Origin of the sequence: Streptosporangium sp. NPDC000396 (assembly GCF_042898655.1) — a bacterium.
Taxonomy (GTDB): domain Bacteria; phylum Actinomycetota; class Actinomycetes; order Streptosporangiales; family Streptosporangiaceae; genus Streptosporangium.
Window position 1 is genome coordinate 19,076 of sequence record NZ_JBIAZA010000037.1, and the last position, 13,962, is coordinate 33,037.

A 13,962-nucleotide genomic window follows, 5' to 3' on the forward strand; every position below is an offset into this window, starting at 1 on the left:
CCCCGATCACTCCGGGACGAGGAAAGGCCGAAGTGGTCTTCCCGGCAGGGGGCGGCGACGGCGGGTTAGGCCACCCGGGAGGCCGGGGCCGTGAAGATGTTGCAGGCGCCGGGGGATTGCGCGCCGAAACCGCGTCCCAGCCAGTAAACGCGGTTCTTTGTCGTTCCGTTGCCCGGGACGTCGCCCTCCGGGGAGTGCCGGTTGATGAAGTAGTCGGAGCCGTGCTCCTTGCTGTGGCCCAGGGAGTCCCAGACGCTGCCGATGAAGGCGCCGGTGAAGCAGATGTTCTGCAGCGCGACCTTGCTGTTCAGAGCAACCACCCCGGACTTGGACGACTTCCTGGCGACCCGGGCCTCCTGGTCGAGGACGCCGATCAGCCGCTGGATGTGGTAGCTGTATCCGATCGAGAGGCTTTCGAGCATCTGCGGTGAGTCGAGCTCATCTGCCACGCCGTAATCGTTGACCATCAGGTAGACGGTCGTGTTCCTCTGGCAGTACAGACCGAAGGTGTCGCCCGGGCGGTAGATACCGCAGGCGGTCTTGATGCGGTCCCCATAGGCGACCGTGACTTTCGGTTTGGTGAACGGTATTCCAGCTTTTTTCAGCTGGGCCCCCCACGCTTTGCCGAGGCAGGCCGAGATGGCGCTGGCCTATATCCGGACGGAGTCGACGTCACCGCCCTTGATGGGAGGCTCCTCGCAGGTCTGGGACGCGAATTTACCGGTCTTGTAGATCGGGTTTTTGGTGAAGGCCGCGGAGCCGGTCGGGACAGGTTTGGCCGAGCTCGCGCCCGCCGTTCCGGTGAGTGCCGTGCTCGCAAGCGCGCCAGCTGTCAGTGCGACGAAAAGGGTACGCATGCCGGAAAACCCTACTAAGAAATCCCAACAAAACGATCAGCGAGTGAGGCATCGACCGATAATCGGCAGCGAGGAATATGGGGAACCGCCCGCCGCCAGAGATGGTCGACCTCTTCACGCCGACCCATACACCGCGCCGTCGTCGTAGATTCTGCCGTCGTCCTCGCGGTCGGCGGAGGTGTTGGCCATGGTCTCGTCGGGGCCGTAAGCGGCACCGTCATCCTAAAGGCCTTGCACAGTTATCTCCTTGGTGTGGGTGAGTTCGTCACGATATGCAGCGCTGGGGCCCGAAAGCCAGCGTCGGCTTCGTCTGGGCCTCCGCCGTGGTGGCGCCGAAGACCAGCAGCGAGCCGACAAGGAGCGAGGCCCTGATCATCGTCTTCATCATGCTCTGCTTTGACTGCGAAACGCCGGAAGGCTCTGAGTAGAGCTACTTTCCCCTGGTGACGCCGGCCCGTTCGGCCGGCCGCGGCGGACCGGCGAGCGCCCTTATGGTCAGAGCAGCCGTGGAGACCACGGCGGCTGCTTTGAAGGGTTTCTACCTCGACCAGGGCACGCGGGGCGTCAACCAGGAGCTGGCGGAGGAGTTCAAGCGCGATCGGTTGCCGACCAAGACCGACCGGCGGCGGGCCCTCCTCGGGCACGCGTTGACGAAGATGCCGGCCAACCCGCTCACGCCGGCCGAGACGGTGCGGCTGCGTCATCCGAAGCTCCTTCCCGAGGGAACCCGTCAACGCCTCGTGGAGGCACGGTCGGCGGCACGGGACCGGCCGGCAGTGACCTGGCCGGCCGACGGAGGGTTCCGGGTTGGTGAGCTTTGTGGGCTGCACCTGGTCGACCTGCACCTGCGTGAGGGCGCGGCCTGCGGCGAGTGCCGGGCGCCGCATGTGCACATCTGCCATCGCGAGAACAACCCCAACCCGGCTCGCGTCAAGACCAAGCGTCCCTGGATCATTCAGGACGGCGTCGTACGCGGCACGGTGCGGCGGGCGAGCCCCGCGATGGTGCATACCTACTTCGAGTACATGACCACCGAGTACCCGCGTGGTGTCGAGCACGGGATGCTGCTGCTTCAGTTGCACGGCCCCAACCGCGGGCAACCGCGGGCGTCCGCAAGATGCTCCGGCTGGCCGGCATCAGCCTGGAGTCGGGGAGGGTCCACCCTCATGCCTTCCGGCACGGATTCGCCACCGACGTGCTCGACGCCTCCGGCGGCAACAGCCTGATCGCCCGCGACGCCGGGGGCTGGGCCTCGGCCGCCACAGTCGAACAGGTCTACGGGCACGTCGACATCCACAACCCGGCCTTCACCGGTTCGGAAGCTGCCGGGTCACGGTTTACCCCTATCTGACGGACTCGTCCAAGGGTCTGTGCCCGCCGCACAAGCAGCGCTGGCGAGTGGAGGGCGAGTCCTACGAGGACCAGGTGCAGCTTCGGCGGTGGTGCGAGGTCACCGAGCCGATCGTCCGCGTCGGCATGATCAACCTGATCGGGCTGCCTGCCCTGGTCAAGGCCGAGATTCAGTGGGGCCTGTTCGCCCATTCACAGATCAAAGCAGGTCCGCCTGGGATCTGGCCGGGGTTCAGCGGCTGGCCAACCACACCCGCCAGCACCGGTTCACCTCGCTGGTGGAGCTGGACACCCGCGGCGCTGACGGCCTGACCCGCAAAGACCTCGACTCCATGATCCGCATGATCTGCTACGAGATCGACTGCGGGCTGCGCTGCGTCTACTACAGCCCGCAGGACACCAAGGAGACCGGGTTCATCGAGACCGACCACTTCGGTCGCCGGTTTCACCGCAGTCAGAGCCACTTCGACCTCACCAACGTCTCCCAACGCTGGTTGCGCGACCTGCTCTGGGACTATCTCGCGAACAGTCTGAGCTCAACGAGGTGTCCGCGCAACCGAGGCCCGTTCGACGTCATGCGCCGGGCCTGTGCTGAGCTCAGCGCCTTCCTGGAGATCGACGCGCCCGGTGGCGGCCACGATCCCGCACAACTGCGGCAGGAACATGCGCAGCGTTTCGTGGCCGACCAACCTCACCGGGTCCGGCACGGATTGCCGTCGATCGCGCTGGCCCATCGGAACGGCAGGCCCGGCGCAGTCACCGGCAACACCCACCGGTCCGTCTTCAATGGTGTCCGCAAGCTGCTGTCCGACGTGCTGGAGTCGGGTACCGCCGGCCAGCTCGGCCTGGACCCGAGGCTCATCACCGCTATGCCGAACGGTGGCGAGAGCACAAAGCGGTCCCGCAGCCCGTTCTCCGACGAGGTCGCCCGAGCACTGGCCGACGAGTTACCCAACAGACGCACCGCTGCAGGAGCGGCTTACGGCGGCCCGTGACAACAGCCGGTTCCTGGACAATCGGATCGCCGGACTGGAAGCCCAACTCGCCGACCGTATCGCTCTCGACGCGTCTCAATCCTGACCACTGTGTTCTCGCGGAATGAACCCGGAAAGGCCTATCCCGACGGGTGTAACGTCTACCACGCGAAGTTGATCACGAAGGGTGCCTGCCATTGGAACTGCAAGACACACGATTGAACATGTCTCACGGTGAGCGTGTCAGCAGATACAGCGATGTCGCGAGCGCGTTGGCGTTGCACAGTGACCGGCAGCTCGGCGAGTCGCTGGAGCAGGCGCAGATTCTGGGCTCGGGGATCGGTGGTACCTCGGTACTGCTGGACATTGATGGCGTGCCGGTCTTCGCCAAGCGAATCCCACTGACCGACCTGGAGCGCCGCGAGGGCAACGTGATGTCCACCGCGAACCTGTTCGGGGTGCCTCCGTTCTGCCAGTACGGACTTGTCGAGGTCGGCGGGCCGGGCTTCGGTGCCTGGCGTGAACTCGCGGCCAACGTCATGACGACCAACTGGGTCCTGGCTGGGCGCAGTGCGGCCTTTCCGCTGCTGTATCACTGGCGAGTGCTGCCGGGAGCGCCGCCCCCCAGCGAGGAGCACGCCGACATCGAGGCGGTCGTGCGGTACTGGGATGGATCACCAGCGGTACGGGATCGTCTCCACGCCCTTGCCCGGGCCTCGGCCAGCATCGTGCTGTTTCAGGAGTTCATCCCCTACAACCTCGACAACTGGCTCGCCACTCAGCGAACCGCTGGCCAGGACGCTGCGATAGCGGCAAGCGCCATGGTCGAGTCGTGCCTGCTCACCGACGTGGCCTTCATGAACGGCCAGGGGTTGATGCACTTCGACGGCCACTTCGGCAACATCCTCACCGATGGTGAACGCCTGTACATCGCCGACCTCGGACTGGCGGCCTCCTCCCGGTTCGACCTGTCCACGCAGGAGATCGACTTCCTGGAGCGCAACCGGACCCACGACATCGGGTACGCGCTGATGCGGCTGGTCAACTGGCTCGTCACCAATGTTTGCGGAGTGACGGTGCCGCCGAACGGCATACCGGGAGAACGCAACGAGTACATCCGCGCGTGCGCGGACGGCGCGGACCCCGCTGGTGCCCCGCCAACTGTAGCCGCAGTGATCCGCCGGTACGCACCCGTGGCGGCGGCCATAAACGACTTCTACTGGGACCTGTACGGCACCCGTAGGACCACGCCGTATCCGAGCGAGAAGATCGAACGCGCCATGAGCGCAATGCGCTGATCCCCATCAGACACGACAGCACGAACACCAAGGCGACATGCTGCACATCAAGATCCCGGCAATGCCATGTTGCCGGGGCCTTCTCGCTCCCTCACATCGCCATCCCGAATGACGCCTGCATCGCGATCTTGAACGTGCCGGCCCGACCACAGACGTGTTCTTCAACCCGCCGGGCATGCCCCGCCGAGTGAGCGTCAACCTGCCACGTCGCACACATGTCAACTACGCAAGAACCCAGCTCAAGGACAATGTTGATCTTGCCGTGGTCGGTTAAGGCGATCTGGCGCTGGAGATCGAGCCAATGCAGCCTTATGGCAGCGGCGGTCACGGCGACGAGGCATGGGGGGTGGAGGCGACCCTGCGCCGGTTCGCCGAGGACATCGGGCTCTCCTTCGCGACGTTGAAGTCGCATCGGTGGGTGGCGTCGCGGTGGCCCGACCAGCGTCTTGACCGGCCCGTCCACGCGCAGCACCGCGTCGGTCAGCTCGAACAACTCCGCGGGGCGACTGGTCAAGCAGGCGAACCAGTCAGTGCGGAAGTCGGCCAGCACGGCTAACGCATCGGTGCGGTCACTGTCGCCAGATCGTGGGATGTCTCCGCCCAGTGCGCGTGCCAGCATGGAGGTCACAGCCACCGCCTCTCCTCGAAGTCTTCGCATCTCGACGATGAGTCGGTGGCCGCTTCTCGTCTCCCGGAACCGATGTGGCTTCGCCGCTACAGCCCGCTATGCGTGATAGATCACCGTCAGCGCCAACCGAGGCAAGGGGGTAAATCAGCGGCTAGAGTCTGTCGCGATGACAACTCCTGCTTTGCCGGGCGCGCGGTGGCTGCTGCTGGACGACTACACCGGTGAGGTGGGTGAGCCGGACGTCACGTTGGGCGTGTGCCACGACATCGATGGGCTCTTCGTCGACCCCGAGCCCATCCCGCCACCCGAGGCATTCACTCTGCTCGGCTGCGACCCGTCGGGGCCGTTGCAGGACGCGCTGGAGCATATGGGGACCGAGCGGGCGTGGCTGCCCAGCATCGCTCTGTTTCCCGTCCACCAGCAGCGGCCTGCCAGGTGCCTGTGGGACGAGCACGGGTGCACCTGCGTGGAAGAGCTCATCGACGTCACCGTGATCGGCCAGCGCCCGTCGGCGGCGCGAGATGGCCTGGTCGACCTCGACCTACGCGGATTTATCCGGCTGCTCCCGGAGTGGGGGCTGCCTGAGGAGAAGCCGGACGCGACGGGGTTCCGTCTGGCCGCGCTCGATGACGAGCAACTTGGCCAGTGCCTGGACATCGCCGGAGTCTTCCGCAAGCGGCCCCCCGCGCCCGTCCGGCCGGTGACCCTGATCGGCTTCCGTCCCGAAGCGCTACTGGCAGGGACCATCGAGGGACGCAAGATCACGGCGTCCATCATGACCCTTCAACGCGACGGCCATACCGCCGGAGGGGCTGGACTGCTGTCGGCCACCGTCGTTACCGCCCGCCCGTCGAGGTTGGGTGACGGCCTGCTGGACATCACCCTCGACGGCGGAATCGAGGAGCCGACGCCGAGCGGTGCCCGCGAGATCTTTCAGATGTGGTACGACGGCGGCCCGGCCGAACCCAACCTGTGGGCACGCTACGACCGGTTGCTGCGGCACGAATGGGCCGACTTGGCGGCCGGTCACCGTCTCCAGGGGCTGCCGGACAAACCGGCTGGAACGACGTATCACCTCGACGGTCGTTTCGTCACCGACATCGACGCCTTCTACTGCGCCATCGGAGAAGCGATCAACGGCCCCGGCGGCTACTTCGGCTGTAACCTCGACGCCTTGCATGACTGCCTTTGCGGCGGATGGGGTGCCACCAGCCCGTTCCGGCTGGTCTGGCACCACTCCAACGTGGCCCGCCGCCACCTCGTCGCCGGGTATGACCGGCCAGACCACCGCCCGCGCGATTGGGGGCCGAGCATCGAACTGGACGATCTCCTGCAGATCTTCTCCGAGCACGCCGTCGAGGTCGCGTTCCGCTGACCCGTCACCGCTCGCCTCTCGTCTGGCGAATTGACATGGCCTCACCCACTACAGCCCCCTATGCGCGATAGATCGCTATTAGCGCCAACCGGGGCATACGCGAAGATCAGAGGTTAAATCGCAAGCTGAGGAACGGCGGAACAGCCGTTAGCGCTGGGGCATCCCGTCGCAGGTCAGGAGAAGGTCAGCCAGAATGTCGCGGCGGCTTTTTCGTGGTCGTGACCCTCGTTTCAGGGGGTCCAAGCTTCTTGGTGTTTCATGTTTGGCCAGCTCATGGCGACGACGAGAAGCGAGCCGGTCGAGCTGCTGGCCCAACTGCCGCCGCAGCGCCTCCTTCAGCTTGTTCCGCTCGCCGCGCAGCGCGGCGATCTCCTGGCGGGCCAGCTCCAGATCGGTCTTCAACCCCGCCACGCCCGCACCAGCCCCGAACGGCGGGCACCGTGCAACACGGCGGGGTGCAGCGGATTCAGGGGAGGATCGGCGGGCTTCGAGGCCGCCCAGATATCGTCGATGATCTGCTTGGGGAACCACAGGCTCACAATCGGGACGATCCAGCCGAAGACAACCCAATTGGCGTCCCTGCGGTGCGGGATCGGGCCTTTCGGCAGTTGGATCCGGTCCCGGCCGCGCCACCGTGAATTTAGCCGCGTCCTCCTCCGGCTAGTCGGTGGCCGGGCAGGTGTCAGATCACTCGCCGAGCCGTGGCGCAGACGCGGGTCCAGCCGAGATACGGGCAATACCGGCCATGGGTAGATCTTGAAGACGCCGGCCTGGGCAGGCGACTCGCATGTACGGCTGTGCATCGCCCCGGCTTCCGAGATCGGCTGATCTCGGAAGCCGTCTCCAGACTGGACTTCCGAGATTCCGCCTCTCAGAGCCTCGGAGAGGCTCCAGCCCGCTTCCGAGATTACGAACATGATCGGCTCATGGCCGCTTCTGGCCCTATCTCGGCCGGACCCGAACCAGGAACAGCTCAACGGCAGTCCGCTCTCCTACCGGCCGGTGTCGCGGGCGATCGCCAGGCACGGTCACGCGACCAGGCGCAGCCAGGCCGCCGCGAGTGCGGCGTGACCGGCCGGCGTCGGGTGCACGCCGTCCGCGGTCCAGTGCTCCGGCCCGGCCGTCGCGGCGAGCTCGGCGAACATGCCGTCGGCGGCGAGCAGGTGCGCGCCGTACTTGCGGGCGAGCTCGCGCACGACCTGGATCTTCGGGTCCAGGTCAGCGCGCCACTCCTTCCTGACCTCTTCGCCGAGGTGCGCGTCGCCGACCTCGATGGGGCCGCGAATCGGCAGGAGGAACGGCTCGATGAGGATCAGGTCGGCGCCGGTCTCGGCGAGGGGCGCGAGCAGGCGGTCGTAACCTGCCGCGAAATCCTCTGCGGGGATCACGTAGCCGTCCGGGTCGTAGGAGTGCCAGCCCATGTCATTGATGCCGACGAGGATCGACACCACGTCCGGGCGCGCGTCGAGCACGTCCGCCTGCCATCGGGCTTCGAGGTCCATCACCTTGTCGCCCGCGATCCCGGAGTTCAGCCAGGTCACGGCCCGCTCCGGGTGCCGGAGGCCCCACTCCCCCGCGATGCGCAGCGGGTAGCCGAACCCGAGGCCCTGTTCGCTCTCGAGCCGCTGGCAGTCGGTGATCGAATCGCCGGTGAACATCACGATGGTTCCCGGGCGGAGGGTGATCGTCATGTGTGCTCCTTGAAATCGGTTGAGGAAAAGAAAGGTTCACATCGATTACGTGGCGGCAACGTCGACACTCAGGCGGCTCATGATCCCGCTGGTCATCTCGGGCGGGGCTTGGGAAGCCGACACCGGCTGCGCCGACGATGCGTAAAAGGCAGCACCATGATTCCTCTTCGCACTCTTGGGGCACCCACAGAAGCGATAAGGGAATGGGGTAGCTGCTTGGGACTCAGATTGCCGGGCTGCCGAACCAATGGCTGGCGGCCCGCTCAAACGCTTCACGATCAGGATCGCGATCTCCTGCCCAGGCGACTATGCCGTCAGGTCGGACAAGCACGGCACCCAATCCGAGGTCGTTTCTCGCCGGCCCGGCCGCATACCGCATCCGACTCTCCCAGCCCATCGCTGAACCGTGTAGGCGTCGGTCGATGCTGAAATCCAGCGCGACGCCTCGTCCATCCCGCATCAGGTCGCCGAGGCGAGTGCCGTCCTCAAGACGAAGGTCCGGGGCGTTGCGGCCGACCAGCGGCTGCTCGCTGCCAAGGTCATAGCGGATCGACGATCCCGAGATCTTCTCGAACGCGTAGGTCGTTCCGTCACGGGTCCCGAACAGGTCGCGAACCACTCTTTGGATCGCCTGGGCATGCGGATCCGGCCTCATGACCGCCGCCTGGGCGCGCGTCCAGTCGAGCACCCATGCGCCGATCGGATGGCGCTCGTGGGTGTAGGTGTCGAGGAGCCCGTTCGGCGCGTACCCATGCGCGGTCGCCGCGAGCTTCCATCCCAAGTTCATGGCGTCGCCGATGCCGAGGTTGAGTCCCTGCGCTCCGAGGGGAGAGTGGATGTGAGCGGCGTCGCCCGCGAGCAGGACGCGCCCCTGCCTGTAGGTCGTCGTCTGCATCGCCCGATCAGTGAAGCTCGAAGCGAGATGGACGTCGTTCAGCGTCACGTCGGTGCCGGAAACACGGCGCAGAACCGCCTGGAGATGATCGCGAGTCGGCCGCTGCGAGCGATCGAACGCACCGCCGTCGAACTCCAGCATGCCGATGTACTCTTTCGCGGGCGTCCGGAGGTACATGCCCGCCGGCGACAGATTGAACCCGGGGCGCAACTTCTCGGGATCGGCGATGGTGGCGAGGACGACGTAGCCGGTGAACTGCGGCTCGGTGCCGACGAAGTCGAAGCCCGCGAGCCCACGCACCGTGCTGCGTCCGCCATCGCAGCCGACGAGCCAGCGCGCCGCGTACTCGTGCTCGCCGGCTCGCGCGACCACGATCTCATCGTCCTGCGTGATGGCGGAGACCGTGAGGCCGCGCATGACCTCCACGCCGAGCATGGATGCCCGCTCGGACAGCACCGTCTCGACCGCTTCGAGGTTCGACATCACGCCCTCCATCGCCGGGCTGGGAAGCCGGAAGGGCAGGGCGGCGACGTCGACTTTGGCTGGATCGAGCGACATGCCAGCGAAGTGGCCCACACCACGTGGGGATGTCGGCTCGTCCGCGCCGGGATAGTCGTTGACGCCTGACGCCTTCAGCAGCGGGTGCAGCATCCCGCGGCGGTAGAACGCCTCGACCGAGGTGGCGGACAGGCCACGCATCCCGAGCGGGTCCGCCTTCCACGGGGAGCGGGGCTCCGGCTCCCGCTCAAGCACCAGGACAGAGCAGCCTGCCAGGCCAAGCTCGCAGGCAAGGAACAAACCAACCGGGCCGGCGCCCACGATCACTACGTCATGCACGAAAACTCCCCTTCCGAAGTTCGCCGTCCTGTTCTCTTCAGGCATGCAAAGACTGAAGCGGGCCGCTCACACGGGGCGCACATGGCGCTGACATGGGCGCACATGGCGTTGACACTCCCGTCCTGCGCCGCGTCAGCGCTGCGTTCGAGCACACAGTGGCGTGATGGACCCGCGGGCAGAGGGAAGGTCAGAGCCCTGCCGTGATTTGGGGACTCGAGGGTGCGTGCGCGAGGATCGGGAGATGGACGGGGATGCGCGGCTTCGCGTCACGCTGCTTGGTGCCTTTCAGGCGTCTCGCGGTGACGCCGCCCTGCCCGTTCCGGGTGTGCGGTTACAGGGTCTGGTCGTACGGCTCGCGCTCGCTGGCGGGCGCGCGGTCGAGCAAAGCGTCCTCATCGACGCGATCTGGGCCGAGGACCCACCAGCCGACCCCGCCCACGCCCTGCAGGCCCTCGTCTCGCGGCTGCGCCGGACCCTCGGCTCTGCCGGCGACGTCGCGCAGGTCGCGGGCGGCTACCGGCTGGATGTGGAGGCAGCCGACGTGGACGCGCTGCGGTTCGAGCAGCTCGCCGCCGTCGGCCGTGACCGCCTGCGCGCCGGCGACCCGAATGCCGCGGCGGCCGTGCTCGGCGAGGCTGTGGCGCTGTGGGGCGATCGTCCCGGCGCCGAGCCCACGGTCGTCGCCGCGGTGGCGCCCGCCGCCGCGACCCGGCTGGCCCACGCCTCGGTCGAGGCCGTCGCCGACCTCGCCGACGCCGAGCTGTCCCTGGGCCGTGCCGACGTGGCCGCCGCCCGCCTGACCTCCCTGCTCGCCGAGCACCTCGTCCACGAGCGGGCGGCCGCGCTGCTCATGGACGCGCTCGCCGCCCAGGGGCGCCAGGCCGAGGCCCTGGCCTGGTACGAGCGGGTCCGCGAAACCCTGGCCGACGTCCTCGGCACCGACCCGGGCGCCGCCCTTCGCGAGCGCCACCTGAGCCTGCTGCGCGCCGAGCGGCCCGCCCCGGCCGCCGCGCAGACCAGGTCGAGTAACCTGCCCGCTCCGCTGACCAGCTTCGTCGGGCGCGATGACGACCTCGCCCGGATCGGCACGCTGCTCGCCGCCGGGCGTCTGGTCACCGTGCTCGGTCCCGGCGGCGCCGGCAAGACGCGCCTCGCCGTCGAGGCCGCCCGCCGCCACCGCCACGAGTACCGCGACGGCGCCTGGATGATCGACCTCGCCTCGATCACCGAGCCGGCCAAGGTCGGCGCGGCCGTGCTCGCCGGGATCGGGCTGCGCGGCGGCGCGATGTTCGAGGCCCGGATGCGGGTCGAGGGCGACGAACTGGACGTCCTCGTCGACCAGCTCGGCAGCCGGGAGAGCCTGCTGCTGGTCGACAACTGCGAGCACCTGATCGACGCCGTGGCTCACCTGGTCGCGGCGCTGCTGTCCCGATGCGTCGGGCTGCGCGTGCTCGCCACCAGCCGCGAGCCCCTCGCGGTCGACGGCGAGGCGCTGGTGCCGCTCGGCCCGCTCGCGCTGCCTGGGCCGAACGACGGCGTGGAGCAGGCCCGGCGGGCGGCGTCGGTACGCCTGTTCACCGAGCGGGCCGCGGCCGTGCGCCCGGGCTTCGACGTGGACGAGACGACGCTGCCCGAGGTCCGGCGGGTGGTCCGCAGCCTGGACGGGATGCCGCTGGCGCTGGAGCTGGCCGCGGCCCGGCTGCGGACGCTGTCGCTGCCCGAGCTGGCCGACGGGCTGTCCGACCGGTTCCGGCTGCTGTCCACCGGCAGCCGCACCGCGCTGCCCCGGCACCGCACGTTGCGCGCGGTCATCGCCTGGAGCTGGGAGCTCCTGAGCGAGCACGAGCGTACGGTCGCCGAACGCGTCTCGATCCTGCCCGGCGGCGTCACACTGGCCTCGGCCACCGCGGTCTGCGCCGGCACCGCGGTGCCGGCGGACGAGATCCCCGAGCTGCTCGCGTGCCTGGTCGACCGGTCGCTGCTGCAACTCGCGCCCGACCCGGGCCGCTACCGCATGCTGGAGACGCTGCGCGAGTACGGCACCGGCCGCCTGGCCGGGACGGGCGACCTCGGCACCGTCCGCGACCTGGCCGTCGGCTACTTCGCCGAGCTGATGGCCCGGCACGACCCGCAGCTACGCGGGCCCGGCCAGCTGGCGGCCATGCGAGTCATCAGCGCCGAGTACGACAACGCGCTGGCCGCCCTGCGCCGGCGGTGCGACACCGGCGACGCCCCCGGCGCGGTCGCTCTCGCCCTGAACCTGACCTGGTACTGGCACATGTTCGGCCGGCACCCCGACGCCTCCTACTGGCTGGGCGAGGCGCTGGCGGTGCCCGGCGGCGAGCCGACGCCCGACCGCGACTGTGCTCACGTGATCTCCTTGATCGACCGGGTCGACGCCTGGCCGGGGAGGAGCGCCGAGAAGGCCGCGGACGACCAGGCGCAGATGCGCGAGCTGGCCGACCGGCTGCTCGCATACCCGGAGCTGCCGGGTCCATACGGCGCGCTCACGCCCGCGTTCCTGCAGGAGGAGGAGACCGCGTTCGCGATCATCGGGCACCTGGCCGACGGCGACAACGTCTGGTTGTCCGGGCTGGCCCGCATGTTCCGGGCCCAGTTCGCCGAGAACGCGGGCGAGCTCGACAAGATGCGCCCCGACATGGAGGCGGCCCTGGCCTGCTTCCGGCAGGCCGGCGACCGCTGGGGCCAGGCCACCGTGCTGCCGATGCGCGCCCAGCTGCGGCAGTACGACGACGACCTCGACGGCGCGCTGGCCGACCTGCGCGAGGCCCGGTCGCTGGCCGGCGAGTTCGGTTCGCTCAACCTCAGCGACGAGGTGTTCCTCGACCTGCGCTGGATCGACCTGCACCTGCGGCGCGGCGACACCGACCTGACGATCGCAGTGATCGACTCGGCCCGGGAGCGGGCGCTGCGCGCGAACTCGCCGGAGATGCCGGCCCTGGTCGACGCGTGGGAGGCCGTCTTCCGGATGCGAATCGGCGACCTGGACCGGGCGCGGGAACTGCTCGACGACGCCGAACGGGGTCTGCACGGCGACACCACGTTCCCCGGTGACCACGTGCGGATGCTGGTCGGTAGCGTACGGGCCTCGCTCTGCCTGGAGACGGGTGACCTGGCCGGCGCGGAGAAGGCGCTGGAGAAGGCGTACGCGGCGGCGCTGGAGACCCGGGATCTGCCGATGCTGTCGCTGGTGGCGGTGAACGCGGCCGCACTCGCCGAGGCGCACGGGTGGCATCACGAGTCGGCCGTCCTGCTCGGCGCCGCCTCCCGGCTGCGCGGCGCTCACGACCGCACCGATCGGCAGGTTCGCGAGCTCACCCGCCGCGGGCGGGCCGCGCTGGGTGAGGAAGCCTTCGCCGCAGCGTACGGGAAGGGGTGGGAGCTGGACGGGAAGACGGCCGTGACCGAAGTCGACCCGGCCCGGCTACGCTGGGAACTCAGGACGGCTCACCCAGATCCCGAGTGATCCAGCCGGGCGTGTCCACGCGCGCCGGCAGCACGCCAACCAGCTCACCCAGCTGCTTTCGAACGTCTCCAGCCCGGCCGCGCCGATCCGCCCCGGCACGACCTCCGCCGATGACACCCCTGCAAAAGACCGAGCCGGCCGGGGTGACCACCGCTGTGACCGAGGCCGGCACCGCCCTGGAGCGGGCCCACTGCAGGAGGAACTGCAGGCGACCCTCGACCGCTTCGCCGAGAAGGTCGACCTGGCCGAGCGGGGCGCCCTGGCCCGCCGCCGGCACCCGGGATCGGGAAGCGAGCGGAAAACGCGCCCGCCGGACCGAACTCGAACGGGGCACCCAGCGCGTCGCCCACCGCCGAGCCGACGACCGCGCCGGCGGCACGCTGCACATGGCTCACCACGACAGGCTACCGAGCCTTTTCCTCCCGCTCGCGGCTCGGCAGGCCTGCCGAGAGTTTCGGTGTTGGGACTGGTAAGAGTCATCGGCGCTGAGGTCGATCTTGGAAGCCGGTCACAGGTCAGGCTCCGTCTCTCAGAATCCTCTCGCGGAGCTCGATGATCTGAGAGGACTTT

At 68.5% G+C, this 13,962-nt stretch carries 15 protein-coding genes; 7 read left to right on the forward strand and 8 right to left on the reverse strand.

Translation table 11 applies throughout. The features are described 5' to 3' along the window. Positions 1-65: 65 nt before the first annotated feature. Positions 66-641 (reverse strand): neutral zinc metallopeptidase, encoded by a 576-nt coding sequence (locus ACFY2X_RS40230; protein WP_389948630.1) that lies wholly within the window; start codon positions 639-641, stop codon positions 66-68. A gap of 9 nt (positions 642-650) precedes the next feature. Next, entirely contained in the window at positions 651-857 is a 207-nt protein-coding gene (locus ACFY2X_RS40235) for a hypothetical protein (RefSeq protein WP_389948501.1), read from the reverse strand. A 506-nt stretch (positions 858-1,363) separates the two neighbouring features. Here ACFY2X_RS40235 and ACFY2X_RS40240 point away from each other — a divergent pair. The 5 genes from ACFY2X_RS40240 (at position 1,364) to ACFY2X_RS40260 (ending at position 4,479) form a co-directional block, all read left to right on the forward strand. Continuing rightward, positions 1,364-2,083 (forward strand): hypothetical protein, encoded by a 720-nt coding sequence (locus ACFY2X_RS40240; RefSeq protein WP_389948641.1) that lies wholly within the window; start codon positions 1,364-1,366, stop codon positions 2,081-2,083. Beyond that, complete coding sequence (locus ACFY2X_RS40245) at positions 1,975-2,208, forward strand: tyrosine-type recombinase/integrase (RefSeq protein ID WP_389948503.1); 234 nt, start codon at positions 1,975-1,977, stop codon at positions 2,206-2,208. Before ACFY2X_RS40240 ends, ACFY2X_RS40245 begins: the two co-directional genes overlap by 109 nt. Before the next feature lie 47 nt (positions 2,209-2,255). Then, on the forward strand, positions 2,256-2,519 hold the full coding sequence (locus ACFY2X_RS40250) for a hypothetical protein (RefSeq protein ID WP_389948505.1): 264 nt from the start codon (positions 2,256-2,258) through the stop codon (positions 2,517-2,519). Further along, positions 2,486-3,202 carry a hypothetical protein gene (locus ACFY2X_RS40255; RefSeq protein WP_389948507.1) on the forward strand — a complete coding sequence of 239 codons (717 nt, stop codon included), beginning with the start codon at positions 2,486-2,488 and terminating at the stop codon, positions 3,200-3,202. The genes ACFY2X_RS40250 and ACFY2X_RS40255 overlap by 34 nt, the downstream gene beginning before the upstream one ends. A 203-nt stretch (positions 3,203-3,405) precedes the next feature. Next, positions 3,406-4,479, forward strand: a complete 1,074-nt coding sequence (locus ACFY2X_RS40260) for a serine/threonine protein phosphatase (protein WP_389948509.1) — start codon at positions 3,406-3,408, stop codon at positions 4,477-4,479. A gap of 91 nt (positions 4,480-4,570) precedes the next feature. Here ACFY2X_RS40260 and ACFY2X_RS40265 read toward each other — a convergent pair whose 3' ends face one another. Continuing rightward, a complete protein-coding gene (locus ACFY2X_RS40265; protein WP_389948511.1) occupies positions 4,571-5,107 on the reverse strand; it encodes a hypothetical protein in 537 nt (178 codons plus the stop codon). A 166-nt stretch (positions 5,108-5,273) separates the two neighbouring features. Here ACFY2X_RS40265 and ACFY2X_RS40270 point away from each other — a divergent pair, with 166 nt between their 5' ends. Next, the gene (locus tag ACFY2X_RS40270; RefSeq protein ID WP_389948513.1) at positions 5,274-6,482 is read left to right on the forward strand and encodes a barstar family protein; all 1,209 of its coding nucleotides are present in this window, start codon (positions 5,274-5,276) and stop codon (positions 6,480-6,482) included. A gap of 147 nt (positions 6,483-6,629) precedes the next feature. On the opposite strand, the gene ACFY2X_RS40275 is transcribed toward ACFY2X_RS40270, so the two are convergent. The 4 genes from ACFY2X_RS40275 to ACFY2X_RS40290 all read right to left on the reverse strand — a co-directional run bounded on the left by ACFY2X_RS40275 (position 6,630) and on the right by ACFY2X_RS40290 (position 9,950). After that, positions 6,630-6,893, reverse strand: coding sequence for a hypothetical protein (locus ACFY2X_RS40275; RefSeq protein ID WP_389948514.1), 264 nt, complete (start codon positions 6,891-6,893; stop codon positions 6,630-6,632). After that, positions 6,881-7,021: a hypothetical protein gene (locus tag ACFY2X_RS40280; protein ID WP_389948516.1), complete on the reverse strand. Its 141-nt coding sequence runs from the start codon at positions 7,019-7,021 to the stop codon at positions 6,881-6,883. Before ACFY2X_RS40280 ends, ACFY2X_RS40275 begins: the two co-directional genes overlap by 13 nt. Before the next feature lie 489 nt (positions 7,022-7,510). Continuing rightward, positions 7,511-8,173, reverse strand: coding sequence for an SGNH/GDSL hydrolase family protein (locus tag ACFY2X_RS40285; protein ID WP_389948518.1), 663 nt, complete (start codon positions 8,171-8,173; stop codon positions 7,511-7,513). 223 nt (positions 8,174-8,396) lie between these two features. After that, positions 8,397-9,950 carry an FAD-dependent monooxygenase gene (locus tag ACFY2X_RS40290; RefSeq protein WP_389948519.1) on the reverse strand — a complete coding sequence of 518 codons (1,554 nt, stop codon included), beginning with the start codon at positions 9,948-9,950 and terminating at the stop codon, positions 8,397-8,399. Between the two features lie 196 nt (positions 9,951-10,146). Here ACFY2X_RS40290 and ACFY2X_RS40295 point away from each other — a divergent pair, with 196 nt between their 5' ends. Then, on the forward strand, positions 10,147-13,392 hold the full coding sequence (locus tag ACFY2X_RS40295; protein ID WP_389948521.1) for a BTAD domain-containing putative transcriptional regulator: 3,246 nt from the start codon (positions 10,147-10,149) through the stop codon (positions 13,390-13,392). Here ACFY2X_RS40295 and ACFY2X_RS40300 read toward each other — a convergent pair. After that, entirely contained in the window at positions 13,364-13,669 is a 306-nt protein-coding gene (locus ACFY2X_RS40300) for a hypothetical protein (protein ID WP_389948523.1), read from the reverse strand. The two genes, ACFY2X_RS40295 and ACFY2X_RS40300, sit on opposite strands and share 29 nt — an antisense overlap. Positions 13,670-13,962: the final 293 nt, after the last annotated feature.